This window comes from Salmonella sp. FC25216, assembly GCF_057751355.1.
In genome coordinates this window covers 708,599-724,303 of the sequence record NZ_JBDGON010000001.1, presented here as the reverse complement: position 1 = coordinate 724,303, position 15,705 = coordinate 708,599, and the positions used below count along the sequence as shown (strand labels likewise).

Below are 15,705 nucleotides of genomic sequence, written 5' to 3'. Positions count from 1 at the left end.
ATGTTTATGTAGAAAAAATTTCTCAGAGAGTAAATATGCTGACCGACACATCTACCCGACTTAATAAATATATCAGTGAAAGCGGCATCTGTTCACGTCGCGAGGCGGACCGCTTTATCGAACAGGGCAACGTCTTTATCAACGGCAAACGCGCCGCTATTGGCGATCAGGTGGTCGCTGGGGATGTTGTTAAAGTAAATGGTCGGTTGATTGAGCCGCGAGAAGCGGATGATTTAGTGCTGATTGCGCTGAATAAACCGGTTGGCATTGTCAGTACCACTGAAGACGGCGAGCGCGACAACATCGTCGATTTTGTGAACCACAGCAAACGTATCTTCCCGATTGGCCGTCTGGATAAGGATTCGCAGGGGCTGATATTTCTGACTAACCACGGCGATCTGGTCAATAAGATTCTGCGTGCCGGTAACGATCATGAAAAAGAGTATCTGGTGACGGTGGATAAACCCGTTACCGACGAGTTTATTCGTGGTATGGGCGCGGGTGTACCGATTCTTGGTACTGTCACCAAAAAATGTAAGGTGAAAAAAGAGGCGCCGTTTGTCTTTCGCATCATCCTGGTACAGGGGCTAAATCGTCAGATCCGTCGTATGTGTGAACACTTTGGTTATGAAGTGAAGAAGCTGGAGCGTACGCGCATTATGAACGTCAGCCTGAGCGGGATTCCGCTGGGCGAGTGGCGCGATCTGACGGACGATGAGCTGATCGATCTGTTTAAATTGATTGAGCGTTCTTCTTCCGAAGCCAAAACAAAAACCAAAGCGAAGCCGAAAACCGCGGGCATTAAGCGTCCGGTCGTTGCGATCGAAAAAAGCAATGATAAAGCGCGCCCGGCATCGAGCGGTAAACGCTTTACCTCGCCGGGAAGAAAGAAGAAAGGACGTTAACGTCTGCCGCGCGTCGGCGTATTTGCCGACCAGGAGAATGACGCTTCCGTATCGGGTTTATACGCCTGCTTTTTCTTCAACTGGCGGGCTTTTTTCGCTTCAGCCTCACGCAGCGCCATCAGCTTATCGATGTACTCCTTTTTTACGCTGTTGGTCTCAGAATTGGTCAGCGGACGACCGTGCGCAATACGGGCGCGGTCCAGCAACGTTTTCAGTTCGCGTTGTTCGCGCTCGGTCATCTCTTTTTGGGTAATGCGGGGGAGTGCCATACGGGTGCCCTCAGTTAGCCGATGCATTTAGTCTACGGCAATACGGAACGGGCGGATAGCGTGTAGGCCGGGTAAGCTTGCGCCACCCGGCAATATTTTAATTTTCCTTTGCCGTTTCGCCCGATTTTTCAACAATCAGGCATCCTGAACAGCAATGCCAGCAGCCATGCCGCGAGCAACATCACCAGATAGTGCAGGAATATCCCTGCGGCGACCGGGGCTGGGCGGGAGAGCACGCGTTTAAAGCCGTCAACGTTAAGATGGACGCCCATACCGAACATAACAACATCAATAGTGTCGCGACCCACGGACCAACAGGGGTAAAGGTGGATAGTGTGTAATACGCAATGTTATGGTTTATCGCGTGAAGGAAGATTATTCAAATAAGTTATGCTCATGATCCACTATGGGCACACGACAGGCCGGATAAGGCGCTTACATCGCCATCCGGCAGCGTATTGTCTGATAGCGCTCACCCGCTGTCGTGTCAGGGCGATTATTCAAATAAGTTATGATGTAGCTTCTGTACCACCTGCTCGGCATCGTCTCCCGGCACGAGGAAGCACAGATTGTGGCTGGAGGCGCCGTAACAAATCATGCGAATGTTGAACGGTTCCAGGACACCGAACACCTCTTTACCAACGCCGCAAGCTTTTGACAGGTTGTTGCCAATCAGCGCGACCAGCGCCAGTCCTTCTTCGACTTCTACCCGACACAGTGCGGAAAGCTCCATCAATAAGGATTGTGTCAGTAACGTATCGCCCGTGGAGGTGGAGCCGGTAGTATCCAGCGTTAGCGCGATGCTCACCTCCGAAGTGGTAATCAGATCCACCGAAATATTATGCCGTGCCAGAATGCCGAACACTTCGGCCAGGAAACCTCGCGAATGCAGCATATTCAGGCTGTGCAGAGTCAATAGCGTTTGATTGCGGCGCAGCGCCAGCGCACGGAACAGCGGCGGGTTTTGGGTTTTATTGCACACCAGCGTACCGCCCGCTTGCGGATCTTTACTGGAGCCAACGAAGACCGGGATATCGCTGCGCACGGCCGGGAGCAAGGTGGCTGGATGCAGCACTTTTGCGCCGAAGGTTGCCATCTCCGCCGCTTCTTCAAAGTCGATTTCATCAATTCGCTGCGCGACAGGCACTACGCGCGGGTCGGTGGTGTAAATACCGGGCACATCTGTCCAGATATCAACCCGCGCGGCATGGAGCGCTTCAGCCAGCAATGCCGCCGTATAGTCGCTGCCGCCGCGTCCTAACGTCGTGGTGCGGCCTTTGCTTTCACTGCCGATAAAGCCCTGAGTAATGACCAACGTTTCGCTCAGGCGCGGGAGCAACTGCTGCGCGGCCAGTTCCGCAAGCGCTGTGACGTCCGGTTCCGCACGGCCAAAGCGAGCGCTGGTACGCATCACTTTGCGCACGTCGAACCAGTGGGCCTGCACATCGCGTTCACGCAGGATCTCAACAAATAGCAGGGTAGACATCAGCTCGCCGTGGCTGACCAGTTCATCGGTCAGGGCCGCCGATGTCGCCAGCGATGCCGCCTCCGCCAGAATAGTGATATTTTCCAGTAGGCGTTCAATCTCTTCGCGAATGACATTTGGATGACGCAGACGCTCAAGGATATCGAACTGGATTTTACGGATGGCGTCGAGCGTGGCGAAACGTTCGCCGGGCTCCATCCCTTCGGCCAGCGCTACCAGCAGGTTAGTGATGCCGGCAGAAGCGGAAAGCACGACTAAACGAACATTGGCGTCGGAAAGTACGATATCCGCGCTACGGTTCATGGCGGTAAAATCGGCGACGCTGGTACCGCCAAATTTGGAAACAACGATCTCTGTCATATCAACCTCGTGTCAGGAAATAAAAAACGCGACCATGGCACAAGGGCAGAACAGAAACCGGTGCAGGCGCAAATGCAAGTAACGTATTTATAAATAAAAGTTGTGGCCTGGACTGTCAACGTTGGGATTATGCGGATTTTTTATGCTGAGTTTAGGCTCAGTAACAGCGCTTATAACCACGATACCCGTCTGTAGGTATGTTGGCTTATCTGTGCGCCCGGAGACTCACTCACTTGCCGCCTTTCTGCACCTCGAATTATTTAGGGTATATACTTTTTATCCTCATTCGACAGTGCCTGGGGCAACGGCACTAAAACAATCACACTTTTCTGTGACTGGCGTTACAATCGACTCCAGTCACAATTCTCAAATCAGAAGAGTATTGCTAATGAAAAATATCAATCCAACGCAGACTTCTGCCTGGCAGGCGCTCCAGAAACACTACGACGAAATGAAAGACGTTACGATCGCTGAGCTTTTCGCGAAAGATAGCGACCGTTTCGCTAAGTTTTCCGCGACTTTTGACGATCTGATGCTGGTGGATTTCTCCAAAAACCGCATCACCGAAGAGACGCTGGCAAAATTACAGGATCTGGCGAAAGAGACCGATCTGGCTGGCGCGATTAAATCTATGTTCTCCGGCGAGAAGATCAACCGCACCGAAGACCGCGCCGTGCTGCACGTGGCGCTGCGTAACCGTAGCAATACGCCGATCATCGTGGACGGCAAAGATGTGATGCCGGAAGTGAACGCCGTGCTTGAGAAGATGAAAACCTTCTCGGAAGCGATTATCTCCGGTCAGTGGAAAGGCTACACTGGTAAGGCCATCACCGACGTGGTGAACATTGGTATCGGCGGTTCCGACCTCGGCCCGTTCATGGTGACCGAAGCGCTGCGTCCGTATAAAAATCACCTGAATATGCACTTCGTCTCTAACGTTGATGGTACCCACATCGCTGAAGTGCTGAAAAAAGTGAACCCGGAAACGACTCTGTTCCTGGTGGCGTCGAAAACCTTCACCACGCAGGAAACCATGACCAACGCCCACAGCGCGCGCGACTGGTTCCTGAAAACCGCAGGCGATGAAAAACACGTGGCGAAACACTTTGCTGCGCTCTCCACCAACGCCAAAGCGGTCGGCGAATTTGGTATCGACACGGCCAATATGTTCGAGTTCTGGGACTGGGTCGGCGGTCGTTACTCGCTGTGGTCTGCCATCGGTCTGTCCATTATTCTGTCCGTCGGTTTCGACAACTTTGTCGAGCTGCTTTCCGGCGCGCATGCAATGGACAAGCATTTCTCCACCACTCCGGCGGAGAAAAACCTGCCCGTTCTGCTGGCGTTGATTGGCATCTGGTACAACAATTTCTTCGGCGCGGAAACCGAAGCCATTCTGCCGTACGACCAGTACATGCACCGTTTCGCCGCCTACTTCCAGCAGGGCAACATGGAATCCAACGGTAAATACGTTGACCGTAACGGCAACGCCGTGGATTACCAGACAGGCCCAATTATCTGGGGTGAACCAGGCACCAACGGCCAGCACGCGTTTTATCAACTGATTCACCAGGGTACTAAAATGGTGCCGTGTGATTTTATCGCCCCGGCTATCACCCATAACCCGCTATCCGATCATCATCAGAAGCTGCTGTCTAACTTCTTTGCGCAAACCGAAGCGCTGGCGTTTGGTAAATCCCGCGAGGTGGTTGAGCAGGAATATCGCGATCAGGGTAAAGATCCGGCGCAGCTTGAACACGTTGTGCCATTCAAAGTGTTTGAAGGCAACCGCCCGACCAACTCTATCCTGCTGCGCGAAATTACGCCGTTCAGCCTGGGCGCGCTGATTGCGCTGTATGAGCATAAAATCTTTACTCAGGGCGCCATCCTGAACATCTTTACTTTCGACCAGTGGGGCGTTGAGTTGGGTAAACAGTTGGCTAACCGTATTCTGCCGGAGCTGGGCGATGATAAAGCTATTTCGTCCCATGATAGCTCTACCAACGGTCTGATTAACCGTTATAAAGCCTGGCGTGCCTGATGGCGCTTCGCCGCCATCCGGTAAAAAGAGAATAAGATAATAAAAAAGCCGATATTCACATCGGCTTTTTTTATAAGATAATTCCGCTTGTCCGTCTTTTCCCCTATAATTTTATATTGAGCTTAATCCTAAAATAACCAATAACCAGAAAATCACTCTGCGTTATTTTCAGATTATACGGATGTCGCCTTCTTTTTATATAATTTTAACTGATTGATTTTATTTGTTTGTTAATTAAATAAGGTGTGTATTGTTTCTTTAAAGTTTAATTATCCTAAAACATCGACTTTATTTCTCCCGGACATAATCCGCCTGCTTTGGTTGTGTATACTCGGTAGCGCCCGAAATTCTTTTGGGTAAATCTCCATTCATTCAATGAAGGGAAATTATGATGAAAAAAGTACTGTATGGCATTTTTGCCATAACCGCGCTTGCGGTGACATCTGTCTCGGCGGCCCCTGTTCAGGTGGGTGAAGCGGCAGGGTCGGCAGCGACGTCGGTATCGGCGGGAAGTTCTTCCGCCACCAGCGTTAGCACCGTAAGTTCGGCGGTGGGCGTCGCGTTAGCGGCAACCGGCGGTGGTGATGGTTCCAATACCGGGACCACGACCACCACGACCACCAGTACCCAGTAGTATCGGTACGTTTAACCATAACCACACTCCGGTGTGGTTATTTTGCCCCTCTGGAGAAGCGTCGTGAAGCGACCCGCACTTATCCTGATTTGCCTGCTATTACAGGCGTGTTCGGCCACCACTAAAGGCCTGGGCAATTCACTGTGGGACAGTTTGTTCGGTACGCCAGGCGTACAGTTAACGGATGACGATATTCAAAACATGCCTTATGCCAGCCAGTACATGCAGCTTAACGGCGGTCCTCAACTGTTTGTGGTGCTCGCTTTCTCGGAAAACGGGCAGCAGAAATGGGTGACACAGGATGGCGCGACGATCGTGACGCAGCATGGCCGTCTGGTCAAAACTCTGCTCGGCGGCGACAACCTGATCGATGTGAATAATCTGGCGGCTGACCCGTTGGCGAAACCAGGACAGATTATCGATGGCGCGACCTGGACTCGCACCCTGGGCTGGACCGAACATCGCCAGGTGCGTTACGCCACCGCCCGTTCCGTTTTTACATGGCAAGGGACTGATAGTGTTAGCGTCGGCAGTGAGGAAACCGCCGTGCGGGTGTTGGATGAAGAAGTGACGACCGCTCAAACGCGCTGGCGTAATCGCTACTGGGTTGATAGCGAAGGCCAAATTCGCCAGGCGGAACAGTATCTGGGCGCGAATTACTTTCCGGTGAAAACCACGCTGATTAAGGCGGCAAAATCATGATGAAAAGGACGATAAGCGCGCTGGCGCTGGCCTTTGTCGCGTCATCCGCCTTTGCCAGCGGCACTGTTACGGTTTTTACCAAAGGTAATAGTGAGCCTAAAACGCTGACAGACGCTGAGCGTCTGCTTGATTTAGTCGGACAGCCGCGCCTGGCAACGAGCTGGTGGCCTGCGGCGGTGATAGGCGAAGAACAGGCGACCGTGACGGCGCGTCAGCAGCAACAGGAACTCCTCGGGCGACTGACGGCGCTCAGCGCTGAGGAGGACGGCGATGCTGCGGCTGCGATAAACACGTTGCGTCAGCAGATTCAGGCGGTGAAGGTAACGGGCAGACAATTAGTGAATCTTGATCCTGACGTGGTTCGCGTGAGCGAACGTGGTAACCCGCCGCTGCAAGGTAACTACACGCTCTGGGTCGGACCGCAACCCACGCAGGTGACGCTCTTTGGCTTGATTAGCCAGCCGGGCAGCCAGCCGTTCGTCCCTGGGCGGGACGTCGCCAGTTATCTCGAGGATCAACGCTTACTCAGCGGCGCGGATCGTAGCTATGCCTGGGTGGTTTACCCTGATGGACGCAGCCAAAAAGCGCCGGTGGCTTACTGGAATAAGCGTCATATCGAGCCGATGCCCGGCAGCATCATTTTTGTCGGTTTTGCTGATTCCCTTTGGCGCGGCACACCGGAGGTGATGAATGCCGACATTCTTCATACCCTGACGCAGCGGATACCGGAATAATGAAAAAAACACATCTGCTCAGCGTGCTGGCGCTGGGTATTAGCGCGGCCTGCCATGCCGAAACATATCCAGCCCCTGTTGGCCCTTCACAATCTGACTTTGGCGGCGTGGGCCTGCTGCAAACGCCGACAGCGCGTATGGCGCGTGAAGGGGAGATGAGCCTGAACTATCGCGATAACGATCAGTACCGCTACTACTCGGCTTCGGTTCAGCTTTTCCCATGGCTGGAAACCACGTTGCGCTATACCGATGTTCGTACGAAAAAGTACAGCAGCGTGGAATCATTCTCCGGCGACCAGACATACAAAGATAAAGCGTTTGATGTGAAACTGCGGTTGTGGGAAGAGAGTTACTGGATGCCGCAGGTGGCGGTTGGCGCACGCGATATCGGCGGGACAGGGCTGTTTGATGCGGAATATATTGTCGCGAGTAAGGCCTGGGGGCCGTTTGATTTTTCATTAGGTCTCGGCTGGGGCTATCTTGGCACCAGCGGCAATGTGTCTAATCCTTTCTGTTCATATAGCGATAAATTCTGTTCGCGTAATAACAGCTACAAAGAGGCAGGTTCCGTCGACGGTAGCGATATGTTTCACGGCCCGGCTTCGCTGTTTGGCGGCGTGGAATACCAGACCCCGTGGCAACCGCTACGCCTGAAGCTGGAGTATGAAGGCAATAACTATCAGCAGGATTTTGCGGGTAAACTGGCGCAGAAGAGCAAGTTTAACGTCGGCGCCATTTACCGCGTCACCGATTGGGCCGACGTTAACCTCAGCTACGAGCGCGGCAACACCTTCATGTTTGGCGTCACGTTGCGCACCAATTTCAACGATTTACGTCCCGCGTATCATGACAATTCACGCCCGCAATACCGACCACAGCCGCAGGATGCCATCCTGCAACATTCGGTAGTGGCTAATCAATTAACGTTATTGAAATATAATGCCGGTCTGGCGGACCCGAAAATTCAGGTCAAAGGCGATACGCTGTACGTTACCGGTGAACAGGTGAAGTACCGCGACTCCCGTGAAGGGATCGTGCGCGCTAACCGGATCGTCATGAACGATCTGCCGGAGGGGATTCGCACGATCCGCGTGACGGAAAACCGCCTTAATCTGCCGCAGGTCACCACTGAAACCGATGTCTCCAGCCTGAAACGCCATCTGGAAGGTGAACCGCTGGGACATGAAACCTCGCTGGCGCAAAAACGCGTGGAGCCGATCGTGCCAGAGAGTACTGAACAGGGTTGGTATATCGACAAGTCGCGCGTTGATTTTCATCTCGATCCCGTGCTGAACCAGTCGGTAGGCGGCCCGGAAAACTTCTATATGTATCAGTTGGGCGTAATGGGAACTGCGGATCTGTGGGTCACGGATCATCTGCTCACCACGGGCAGCGTGTTTGCCAATATCGCCAACAACTACGACAAATTTAACTACACCAATCCGCCGAAGGATTCGCATCTGCCGCGGGTGCGTACGCATGTCCGTGAGTATGTGCAGAATGATGTCTATGTGAATAACCTACAGGCCAACTACTTCCAGTATTTTGGCAATGGTTTCTATGGGCAGGTCTACGGCGGTTATCTGGAGACTATGTTTGGCGGTGCCGGGGCGGAAGTACTGTATCGCCCGGTGGACAGCAATTGGGCGTTTGGTCTGGATGCCAACTATGTGAAACAGCGTGACTGGCGTAGCGCGCAGGATATGATGAAGTTTACCGATTACAGCGTGAAGACCGGACATTTGACCGCATACTGGACGCCGTCGTTCGCCCAGGATGTGCTGGTGAAAGCCAGCGTTGGTCAGTATCTGGCGGGCGATAAAGGCGGTACGCTGGAAATCGCCAAACGCTTCGGTAGCGGCGTCGTTGTCGGCGGTTACGCGACGATTACCGACGCGTCGCCGGATGAATATGGGGAAGGGGATTTTACCAAAGGCGTATATGTTTCCGTGCCGCTGGATCTCTTCTCGTCCGGCCCAACCCGAAGTCGTGCGGCAATTGGCTGGACACCGCTGACGCGTGATGGTGGTCAACAGCTTGGCCGTAAGTTTGGCCTGTATGATATGACCAGCGACAGGAGCGTAAATTTCCGTTAATACTCAAGCCGGATAAGGCGTTCACGGCGCTATCCGGCAAATCATCTTATTGAACAAAATATAAACATAAATAAAAAATATAGATGTTCGTCACATTTGTGCGTTATACAGAAACCTCGCCACAGAGAAAGAGGGGCTGTTATGATGTCATTATCTCGCTCACATCTTGAGCTCATCGCCACGATTTTACAAAACGTACTAAATTTGGGGCTGCTTACCCTTGGCCTGATCCTGGTCGTTTTTCTCGGTAAAGAGACGGTGCATCTGGCGGACGCATTATTCGTGCCTGAGCAAGCCAGTAAATATGAACTGGTGGAAGGACTGGTGATCTACTTTCTTTATTTCGAATTTATTGCGCTGATTGTGAAGTACTTTAAGTCTGGCTTTCACTTTCCTTTGCGCTATTTCGTGTATATTGGGATCACGGCAATTGTGCGCCTGATCATTGTCGATCATAAAACGCCGATGGATGTATTACTCTATTCGGCGGCGATCCTACTGTTGGTTATCACGTTGTGGTTATGTAATTCGAACCGACTACGGCGAGAATAGGCGTCGCCACACCGTAACGGACGTACGGCATGGCGATAAATCAGCTTATTGTATGGCGGTTTTCGGCGTTTTCTCTTCTGCTGGCGTCCATAACTCCTCAAGTTCTTCCAGCGTTTTGCCTTTGGTTTCCGGTACAAACTTCCACATGAATAGCGCCGCCAGAACGCCCATCACACCGTAGATCCAGTAGGAGAAACCGTTGTGGAAATGGGCGACCAGCCATGAGTTTTTATCCATCATTGGGAAGGTCCAGGAGACAAAGTAGTTCGCCAACCACTGCGCGGCGACAGCAATGGCGAGCGCTTTGCCGCGAATGGCGTTGGGGAAGATTTCCGCCAGCAATACCCAGCAGACCGGTCCCCAGGACATCGCGAATGCGGCGACGTAGAACAGCATTGATAATAGCGCCACGATGCCCGGTGCCTGAGTGTAAAAGGCGGTGCCGAGACTAAACATCCCTAAAGCCATACCCAACGCGCCGATAATTTGCAGCGGCTTGCGGCCAAATTTATCTACCGTCATGATGGCCAGAACGGTAAAGCTCAGGTTAATGACGCCGACAATAATCGTCTGTAACAGCGCGACATCGGTACTGGCGCCCAGAGTTTTAAAGACCTCCGGTGCGTAATACAGCACCACGTTGATGCCAACAAATTGCTGGAAGACGGACAGCATGACGCCAATCGCAATCACGCCTGCGCCAAACATCAGCAGGCGTCCGCCTGTTTTGCGACCATTCTCCAGCGAATGAGTGATTTCCTGCATCGCCTGGCTTGCCAGTGAAGCCCCCATAATTTTGCGCAAAATGCCTTCTGCTTGTTCATTTCTGCCGCGCGCCATCAACCAACGCGGGCTTTCCGGTACGGTATACAGCAACAGTAAAAAGAGCAGCGCCGGAATACATTCTGAGGCAAACATATATCGCCAGCCGTTCGAATTCAGCCAGATGGCGTCGCCGGATTTGGCAATAAAATAGTTCACACAGTAAACCAGCAGTTGTCCAAAAATAATGGCGAACTGGTTAAATGAGACCAGTTTTCCACGAATATGGGCAGGGGCCAGTTCGGCAATATACATGGGTGATAGCATTGAAGCTAAGCCGACGCCAATCCCGCCTATAATGCGATAAATGACAAATTCGGGGACGTATCCAGCCAAATAAACTGGTACGGCGTTATCAGGGTTAATGGTGGTAAATCCTAACTCCGGCCAGGCGGAACCTACGCCGGAAATAAAAAATAACAGGGCGGCGATTTTTAAAGAATCTCGACGACCAAAACGGTTACTACAGTAGCCGCCAATCGCGCCGCCGATGATACAGCCAATCAGCGCGCTGGCAACGCAAAAGCCTAGCAGTGAGTTGGCGGCGGATTCGCTTAACTGCTGCGGCGCGACAAAAACAGTGTTTAATGACTCGACGGTACCGGAAATAACAGCGGTATCATCGCCGAATAATAACCCTCCTAATGTTGCGACTAAGGTAATCGAAAAAATATAGCGGGAATTATATTGGGTATTCATCCAGACCTGCCTTAGATGATGCAGCCATTTTGTCAGTGTGGATGATGGTGGTTTTAACGGGCAGGGAAGACAATTATCATTTTTTACATTACCATTACGTTATATCTTTTCTGTGATCTTAATTCTGTTTAATGTGTCGAAAAAGAATTGGATGGTATATTTTCCGTGATAAGAAGCACAAAAGAAAATAATCATAACGGCATTATCAAATAACATAAAATCAGCCGCTATCCATAACGTATAAAAAAAGCGCTCCGAAGAGCGCTAAAATACGACCATTAGTGGGGATAACATAAGTTGAGGGCAGTGGCATTGCCCGTTGCCGGGCAGGTATAACAAAGATTAGCCTTTTACACCCCCTGCCGTCAGGCCGTTGACCAGCCAGCGCTGCGCCAACAGGAACACCAGGGTGATAGGAATAGCGGAAAGTACGGCGGCAGCGGCAAAGTCGCCCCACAGGTAGTTTTGCGGGTTAAGATATTGCTGCATACCAACGGCCAGCGTATAGCTGTCCACATCGCGTAGTAACAACGAGGCGACCGGGACTTCGGTAATCGCCGCGATGAACGACAGAATAAACACCACCGCCAGAATCGGTACGGAAAGCGGCAGTAGCACCAGACGGAATGCCTGCCACGGGGTTGCGCCATCCAGTGCTGCGGCCTCTTCCAGCGAGCTATCGATAGTTTCGAAGTAGCCTTTAATCGTCCAGACATGCAGCGCGATGCCGCCAAGATAGGCGAAGATCACGCCGCCATGCGTATTCAGACCGATAAATGGAATGTATTGTCCCAGTCGGTCAAATAACGCATACAGCGCCACCAGAGACAATACCGCTGGAAACATCTGGAAAATCAGCATCCCTTTAAGCAGTGTTGCTTTACCTGGAAAACGCATTCGTGCGAAAGCGTAGGCGCAGGTGGTGGAGAGCGCCACGATGCCGATGGCGGTAATACCGGCGATTTTCACCGAGTTCCACAGCCACAACAATACCGGGAAGGGAGGCGGCGTTACCCGGCCATCCGCATGTTCCACGCTGAAACCCAGCGCCAGCCGCCAGTGTTCCCAGGAGATTTTATCCGGGATCAGGCTCCCGGTGGCGAAGTTCCCTTCACGTAGCGAGATAGCAATGACCATCAGCAGCGGGAACATGATCGCCGCGATAAAAATCAGCAGTCCCAGGTGCGTGATGAAGAGACGTAATTTTTGAGATTTGGGTTGGACCATAGCCATTGTTATTATCTCCCTTAATCAAACTTCATACGCGTGGCTTTCAGGTTCACTATTGCCAACGCGCCTACCAACAGGAAGATCAGCGTGGCAATTGCCGCCGCCAGTCCGAAGTCCTGACCGCCGCCGCCTTCAAAGGCGATACGGTAGGTGTAGCTGACGAGCAGATCGGTATAACCGGCTGGCGTAGTGGTGCCGAGACGGTCTGGCCCGCCGTTGGTCAATAGCTGAATCAGCACAAAGTTATTAAAGTTAAAGGCGAAGCTGGCGATCATCAGCGGCGTCAGCGGCTTAATCAGCAGCGGTAAGGTGATTTTAAAGAAATTCTGAAACGGACCGGCGCCGTCCATTGCGGAGGCTTCGTACAGGTCGTCCGGAATCGCCTTTAGCAACCCCATGCACAGAATCATCATGTATGGATAGCCCAGCCAGGTATTCACGATAATCACCATTGCTCGCGCGGTGTTGGGGTCGCTGAACCAGGCAGGTTTAATGCCGAACAGCGCGCTCAGCATCATATTGATTTCGCCAAAGCTTTGGTTGAATAACCCTTTGAAAATCAGAATTGAGATAAACGACGGTACGGCGTAGGGCAGAATCAGTAGGACGCGGTAGATAGCTTTACCTTTCAGCGCCTCCCACTGTACGAGGCAGGCCAATACCATCCCAACCGCCACGGTTAACGCCACAGTGAGGACCGAAAAGACCACGGTCCAGACGAAGATAGCGAAAAAAGGCTTCTGGATCCCTTCGTCGGTAAAGACGCGCGTAAAGTTTTTCGCGCCGATAGTAACGGTATAACCGGGACTGAGTTTTTCATCACCCCAGCTTCCGTCGGCGTTGATCGACTGATAATAACCGCTATTGTTATTTGGCCGGTATTTTACGCCGCTCTGGTTATTGGTAAGCAGGCCGTCATCAGCCAGTGTGTAAAGCGGACGGGTACCGGAAAACTGACGTAGCGAACTCATAATCACTTTACTTTCATCCGGCAGGACGGCGGTTATCTGGTTCAGCGCCAGACGGTTCTGGGTGATTATTCGTAGATTAGCGCGTTCGCCGCCCGGCAGGGCATCGGTCTCTTTTAGCTGTAGTTTTTGTTCGTCGCCGAAGGAAAACGCATCAGACAGGTAATTTTTGCCCGTTTCCCCGTCGGTGAGGGCCAGTTGCCACTCGTCGCCGGCCGGGTAAAGACCAAAGTTATAGGTTTTTCCCGCCTGATAAGAACGGTCCATCAGCACTTGCTGGGCGCGTTCAAAGGTGAGTTGGTTGGTGCTGCTGTAGTTAGTAAAGGCGATGGCGATGGTGCAAACCAGCGGGAATAGCACAAACAGCCCCATTCCGGCGAGGCCAGGGTAAACGTAGCGCCAGGCGTAGGTTTTACGATTTGCGAAAATATACAGGCCAGCAGAGCTTAAAATCAGCGTCATGATGGCGAACAGATACTCCCCTTGTACGTACATTAAAACTACAAGGTAACCCACCAGCAGGCCCAGCAGACCAATTACTGACCATTTAAGCGGGTCGCTTTGCCACCAGTGTTTCTTTTTAATGACATCCATGGGGATCTTCCTCTTTACGCTTTATCCTTCGCACTACCTCTTTGTTGGCTGCGGAAGCTCACCCCAGTCACTTACTTATGTAAGCTCCTGGGGATTTGCCTCCTTGCCGCCTCGATGTAGCGCGAATGATTTCGCGTAACAACGTATTCAATAAACCTGATTCCCTAAAAAATAAGGGAAACCGTATTACTTGGTGATACGACCTTGTGCGTCTTTCAGCGCGGCATCCACGGTTTGACGGCCGCTGGCGGCGTTGATCACAGCCGTACGTACCGCATACCAGAAGGCGGACATCTGCGGAATATTCGGCATGATCTCGCCTTTCTGGGCGTTATCCATGGTGGCGGCGATACGCGGGTCTTTCGCTAACTGCTCCTGGAAAGATTTCAGCGCCACGGCGCCCAGCGGTTTATCTTTGTTCACCGCCTCCAGACCCTGATCGGTCAGCAGGTAGTTTTCGAGGAACTCTTTCGCCAGTTCTTTATTCGGGCTGGCAGCGTTAATCCCGGCGCTCAGCACGCCCACGAACGGTTTCGAGGGTTTACCTTTGAAGGTCGGCAGCAGGGTGACGCCGTAGTTTACTTTGCTCTTGTCGATGTTTGACCATGCCCACGGGCCGTTGATGGTCATTGCCGTTTCGCCTTTATTGAAGGCCGCTTCAGCGATGGAGTAATCGGTATCGGCGCTCATATTTTTGTTCTTGATCATATCGATCAGGAAAGTCAGACCCGCTTTCGCGCCGGCGTTGTCGACGCCAACGTCTTTCACGTCATACTTGCCGTTTTCAAATTTGAATGCGTAACCGCCGTCAGCGGCGATCAAAGGCCAGGTGAAATACGGTTCTTGCAGATTAAACATTATCGCCGATTTCCCTTTCGCTTTTAGTTTCTTATCCAGCGCCGGGATCTCTTCCCAGGTTTTCGGCGGGTTCGGGACGAGGTCTTTGTTGTAAATCAGGGAGAGGGCTTCAACGGCGATGGGGTAGGCAATCAGCTTACCGTTGTAACGTACCGCATCCCAGGTGAACGGATAGAGTTTGTCCTGGAACACTTTATCCGGGGTAATCTCCGCCAGCAGACCCGATTGCGCATAGCCGCCAAAGCGATCGTGCGCCCAGAAGATGATATCCGGGCCGTCGCCGGTCGCTGCCACCTGCGGGAACTTTTCTTCCAGCTTATCCGGGTGCTCAACGGTCACTTTAATGCCGGTATCTTGCTCGAATTTCTTACCTACGTCGGCCAGGCCGTTATAGCCTTTGTCGCCGTTTATCCAGATAACCAGTTTACCTTCTTCAATTTTGGCGAGAGCCGGGGCGGAAATCATCATCGTTGTGAGTGCGGATAATGCGAGGATGCCTACGCCAGTTTTAATCTTCATATCTCCCATCCTTTTTGGTGATTTACACAGAGGTGGTTTAACGGTCTCTAGTTTCTTTATACGACAACCTCTTTCCATCCTCCCCGCCCCTACGCCCCACCCCTGCTTTATGTGATCTGTGTTACATAAATGTGAGTAATGCGTGCTGGCGCACATAAAAACACGCCGATTTTTGCGGGCGACATCACGAAATTCCTTTTCTGTCCACGTCCGTGGTCTCAGGCGCTGTGTCCTCATCC

13 protein-coding genes and 1 pseudogene are annotated in these 15,705 nt (G+C 52.2%); 7 read left to right on the top strand and 7 right to left on the bottom strand.

The window, feature by feature from the left end; all coding sequences use genetic code 11:
* Nucleotides 1-35 precede the first annotated feature (35 nt).
* Nucleotides 36-905: a 23S rRNA pseudouridine(2604) synthase RluF gene (gene rluF, locus AC3G3F_RS03315; protein ID WP_023246267.1), complete on the top strand. Its 870-nt coding sequence runs from the start codon at nucleotides 36-38 to the stop codon at nucleotides 903-905.
* Here rluF and AC3G3F_RS03310 read toward each other — a convergent pair.
* The 3 genes and pseudogenes from AC3G3F_RS03310 to lysC all read right to left on the bottom strand — a co-directional run bounded on the left by AC3G3F_RS03310 (nucleotide 902) and on the right by lysC (nucleotide 3,020).
* Nucleotides 902-1,174 (bottom strand): YjbD family protein, encoded by a 273-nt coding sequence (locus tag AC3G3F_RS03310; RefSeq protein ID WP_001207628.1) that lies wholly within the window; start codon nucleotides 1,172-1,174, stop codon nucleotides 902-904. The two genes, rluF and AC3G3F_RS03310, sit on opposite strands and share 4 nt — an antisense overlap.
* 137 nt (nucleotides 1,175-1,311) lie before the next feature.
* Nucleotides 1,312-1,553: pseudogene (locus AC3G3F_RS03305) on the bottom strand (hypothetical protein); the annotation flags it as partial.
* Nucleotides 1,554-1,670: 117 nt separating this feature from the next.
* A complete protein-coding gene (gene lysC / locus AC3G3F_RS03300) occupies nucleotides 1,671-3,020 on the bottom strand; it encodes a lysine-sensitive aspartokinase 3 (RefSeq protein WP_053508350.1) in 1,350 nt (449 codons plus the stop codon).
* Between the two features lie 388 nt (nucleotides 3,021-3,408).
* Here lysC and pgi point away from each other — a divergent pair, with 388 nt between their 5' ends.
* The 6 genes from pgi to psiE all read left to right on the top strand — a co-directional run bounded on the left by pgi (nucleotide 3,409) and on the right by psiE (nucleotide 9,776).
* Nucleotides 3,409-5,058, top strand: a complete 1,650-nt coding sequence (gene pgi, locus AC3G3F_RS03295; RefSeq protein WP_053508352.1) for a glucose-6-phosphate isomerase — start codon at nucleotides 3,409-3,411, stop codon at nucleotides 5,056-5,058.
* 391 nt (nucleotides 5,059-5,449) lie between these two features.
* Nucleotides 5,450-5,692, top strand: coding sequence for an exopolysaccharide production protein YjbE (gene yjbE, locus AC3G3F_RS03290; RefSeq protein ID WP_024149520.1), 243 nt, complete (start codon nucleotides 5,450-5,452; stop codon nucleotides 5,690-5,692).
* Between the two features lie 63 nt (nucleotides 5,693-5,755).
* The gene (locus tag AC3G3F_RS03285) at nucleotides 5,756-6,394 is read left to right on the top strand and encodes a YjbF family lipoprotein (protein WP_053508354.1); all 639 of its coding nucleotides are present in this window, start codon (nucleotides 5,756-5,758) and stop codon (nucleotides 6,392-6,394) included.
* Nucleotides 6,391-7,128 (top strand): capsule biosynthesis GfcC family protein, encoded by a 738-nt coding sequence (locus tag AC3G3F_RS03280; RefSeq protein ID WP_023246272.1) that lies wholly within the window; start codon nucleotides 6,391-6,393, stop codon nucleotides 7,126-7,128. Before AC3G3F_RS03285 ends, AC3G3F_RS03280 begins: the two co-directional genes overlap by 4 nt.
* A complete protein-coding gene (locus AC3G3F_RS03275) occupies nucleotides 7,128-9,224 on the top strand; it encodes a YjbH domain-containing protein (RefSeq protein ID WP_220572945.1) in 2,097 nt (698 codons plus the stop codon). The genes AC3G3F_RS03280 and AC3G3F_RS03275 overlap by 1 nt, the downstream gene beginning before the upstream one ends.
* A 141-nt stretch (nucleotides 9,225-9,365) precedes the next feature.
* Nucleotides 9,366-9,776: a phosphate-starvation-inducible protein PsiE gene (gene psiE, locus AC3G3F_RS03270; protein WP_023246274.1), complete on the top strand. Its 411-nt coding sequence runs from the start codon at nucleotides 9,366-9,368 to the stop codon at nucleotides 9,774-9,776.
* A 45-nt stretch (nucleotides 9,777-9,821) separates the two neighbouring features.
* On the opposite strand, the gene xylE is transcribed toward psiE, so the two are convergent.
* From xylE to malE, 4 genes are all read right to left on the bottom strand, one after another.
* The gene (gene xylE / locus AC3G3F_RS03265; RefSeq protein ID WP_488394428.1) at nucleotides 9,822-11,297 is read right to left on the bottom strand and encodes a D-xylose transporter XylE; all 1,476 of its coding nucleotides are present in this window, start codon (nucleotides 11,295-11,297) and stop codon (nucleotides 9,822-9,824) included.
* A 342-nt stretch (nucleotides 11,298-11,639) separates the two neighbouring features.
* Nucleotides 11,640-12,530: a maltose ABC transporter permease MalG gene (gene malG / locus AC3G3F_RS03260; protein WP_001252081.1), complete on the bottom strand. Its 891-nt coding sequence runs from the start codon at nucleotides 12,528-12,530 to the stop codon at nucleotides 11,640-11,642.
* 14 nt (nucleotides 12,531-12,544) lie between these two features.
* Nucleotides 12,545-14,089, bottom strand: coding sequence for a maltose ABC transporter permease MalF (malF, locus tag AC3G3F_RS03255; RefSeq protein WP_023246276.1), 1,545 nt, complete (start codon nucleotides 14,087-14,089; stop codon nucleotides 12,545-12,547).
* Nucleotides 14,090-14,275: 186 nt separating this feature from the next.
* The gene (gene malE / locus AC3G3F_RS03250) at nucleotides 14,276-15,466 is read right to left on the bottom strand and encodes a maltose/maltodextrin ABC transporter substrate-binding protein MalE (RefSeq protein WP_023246277.1); all 1,191 of its coding nucleotides are present in this window, start codon (nucleotides 15,464-15,466) and stop codon (nucleotides 14,276-14,278) included.
* Nucleotides 15,467-15,705: the final 239 nt, after the last annotated feature.

Coding starts and splice junctions, on each gene's coding strand:
- pgi (WP_053508352.1), top strand. CDS start 3,409: ATGAAAAATATCAATCCAACGCAGACTTCTGCCTGGCAGGCGCTCCAG.
- AC3G3F_RS03280 (WP_023246272.1), top strand. CDS start 6,391: ATGATGAAAAGGACGATAAGCGCGCTGGCGCTGGCCTTTGTCGCGTCA.
- psiE (WP_023246274.1), top strand. CDS start 9,366: ATGATGTCATTATCTCGCTCACATCTTGAGCTCATCGCCACGATTTTA.
- xylE (WP_488394428.1), bottom strand. CDS start 11,297: ATGAATACCCAATATAATTCCCGCTATATTTTTTCGATTACCTTAGTC.
- AC3G3F_RS03275 (WP_220572945.1), top strand. CDS start 7,128: ATGAAAAAAACACATCTGCTCAGCGTGCTGGCGCTGGGTATTAGCGCG.
- lysC (WP_053508350.1), bottom strand. CDS start 3,020: ATGACAGAGATCGTTGTTTCCAAATTTGGCGGTACCAGCGTCGCCGAT.
- yjbE (WP_024149520.1), top strand. CDS start 5,450: ATGAAAAAAGTACTGTATGGCATTTTTGCCATAACCGCGCTTGCGGTG.
- rluF (WP_023246267.1), top strand. CDS start 36: ATGCTGACCGACACATCTACCCGACTTAATAAATATATCAGTGAAAGC.
- AC3G3F_RS03310 (WP_001207628.1), bottom strand. CDS start 1,174: ATGGCACTCCCCCGCATTACCCAAAAAGAGATGACCGAGCGCGAACAA.
- malE (WP_023246277.1), bottom strand. CDS start 15,466: ATGAAGATTAAAACTGGCGTAGGCATCCTCGCATTATCCGCACTCACA.
- malF (WP_023246276.1), bottom strand. CDS start 14,089: ATGGATGTCATTAAAAAGAAACACTGGTGGCAAAGCGACCCGCTTAAA.
- malG (WP_001252081.1), bottom strand. CDS start 12,530: ATGGCTATGGTCCAACCCAAATCTCAAAAATTACGTCTCTTCATCACG.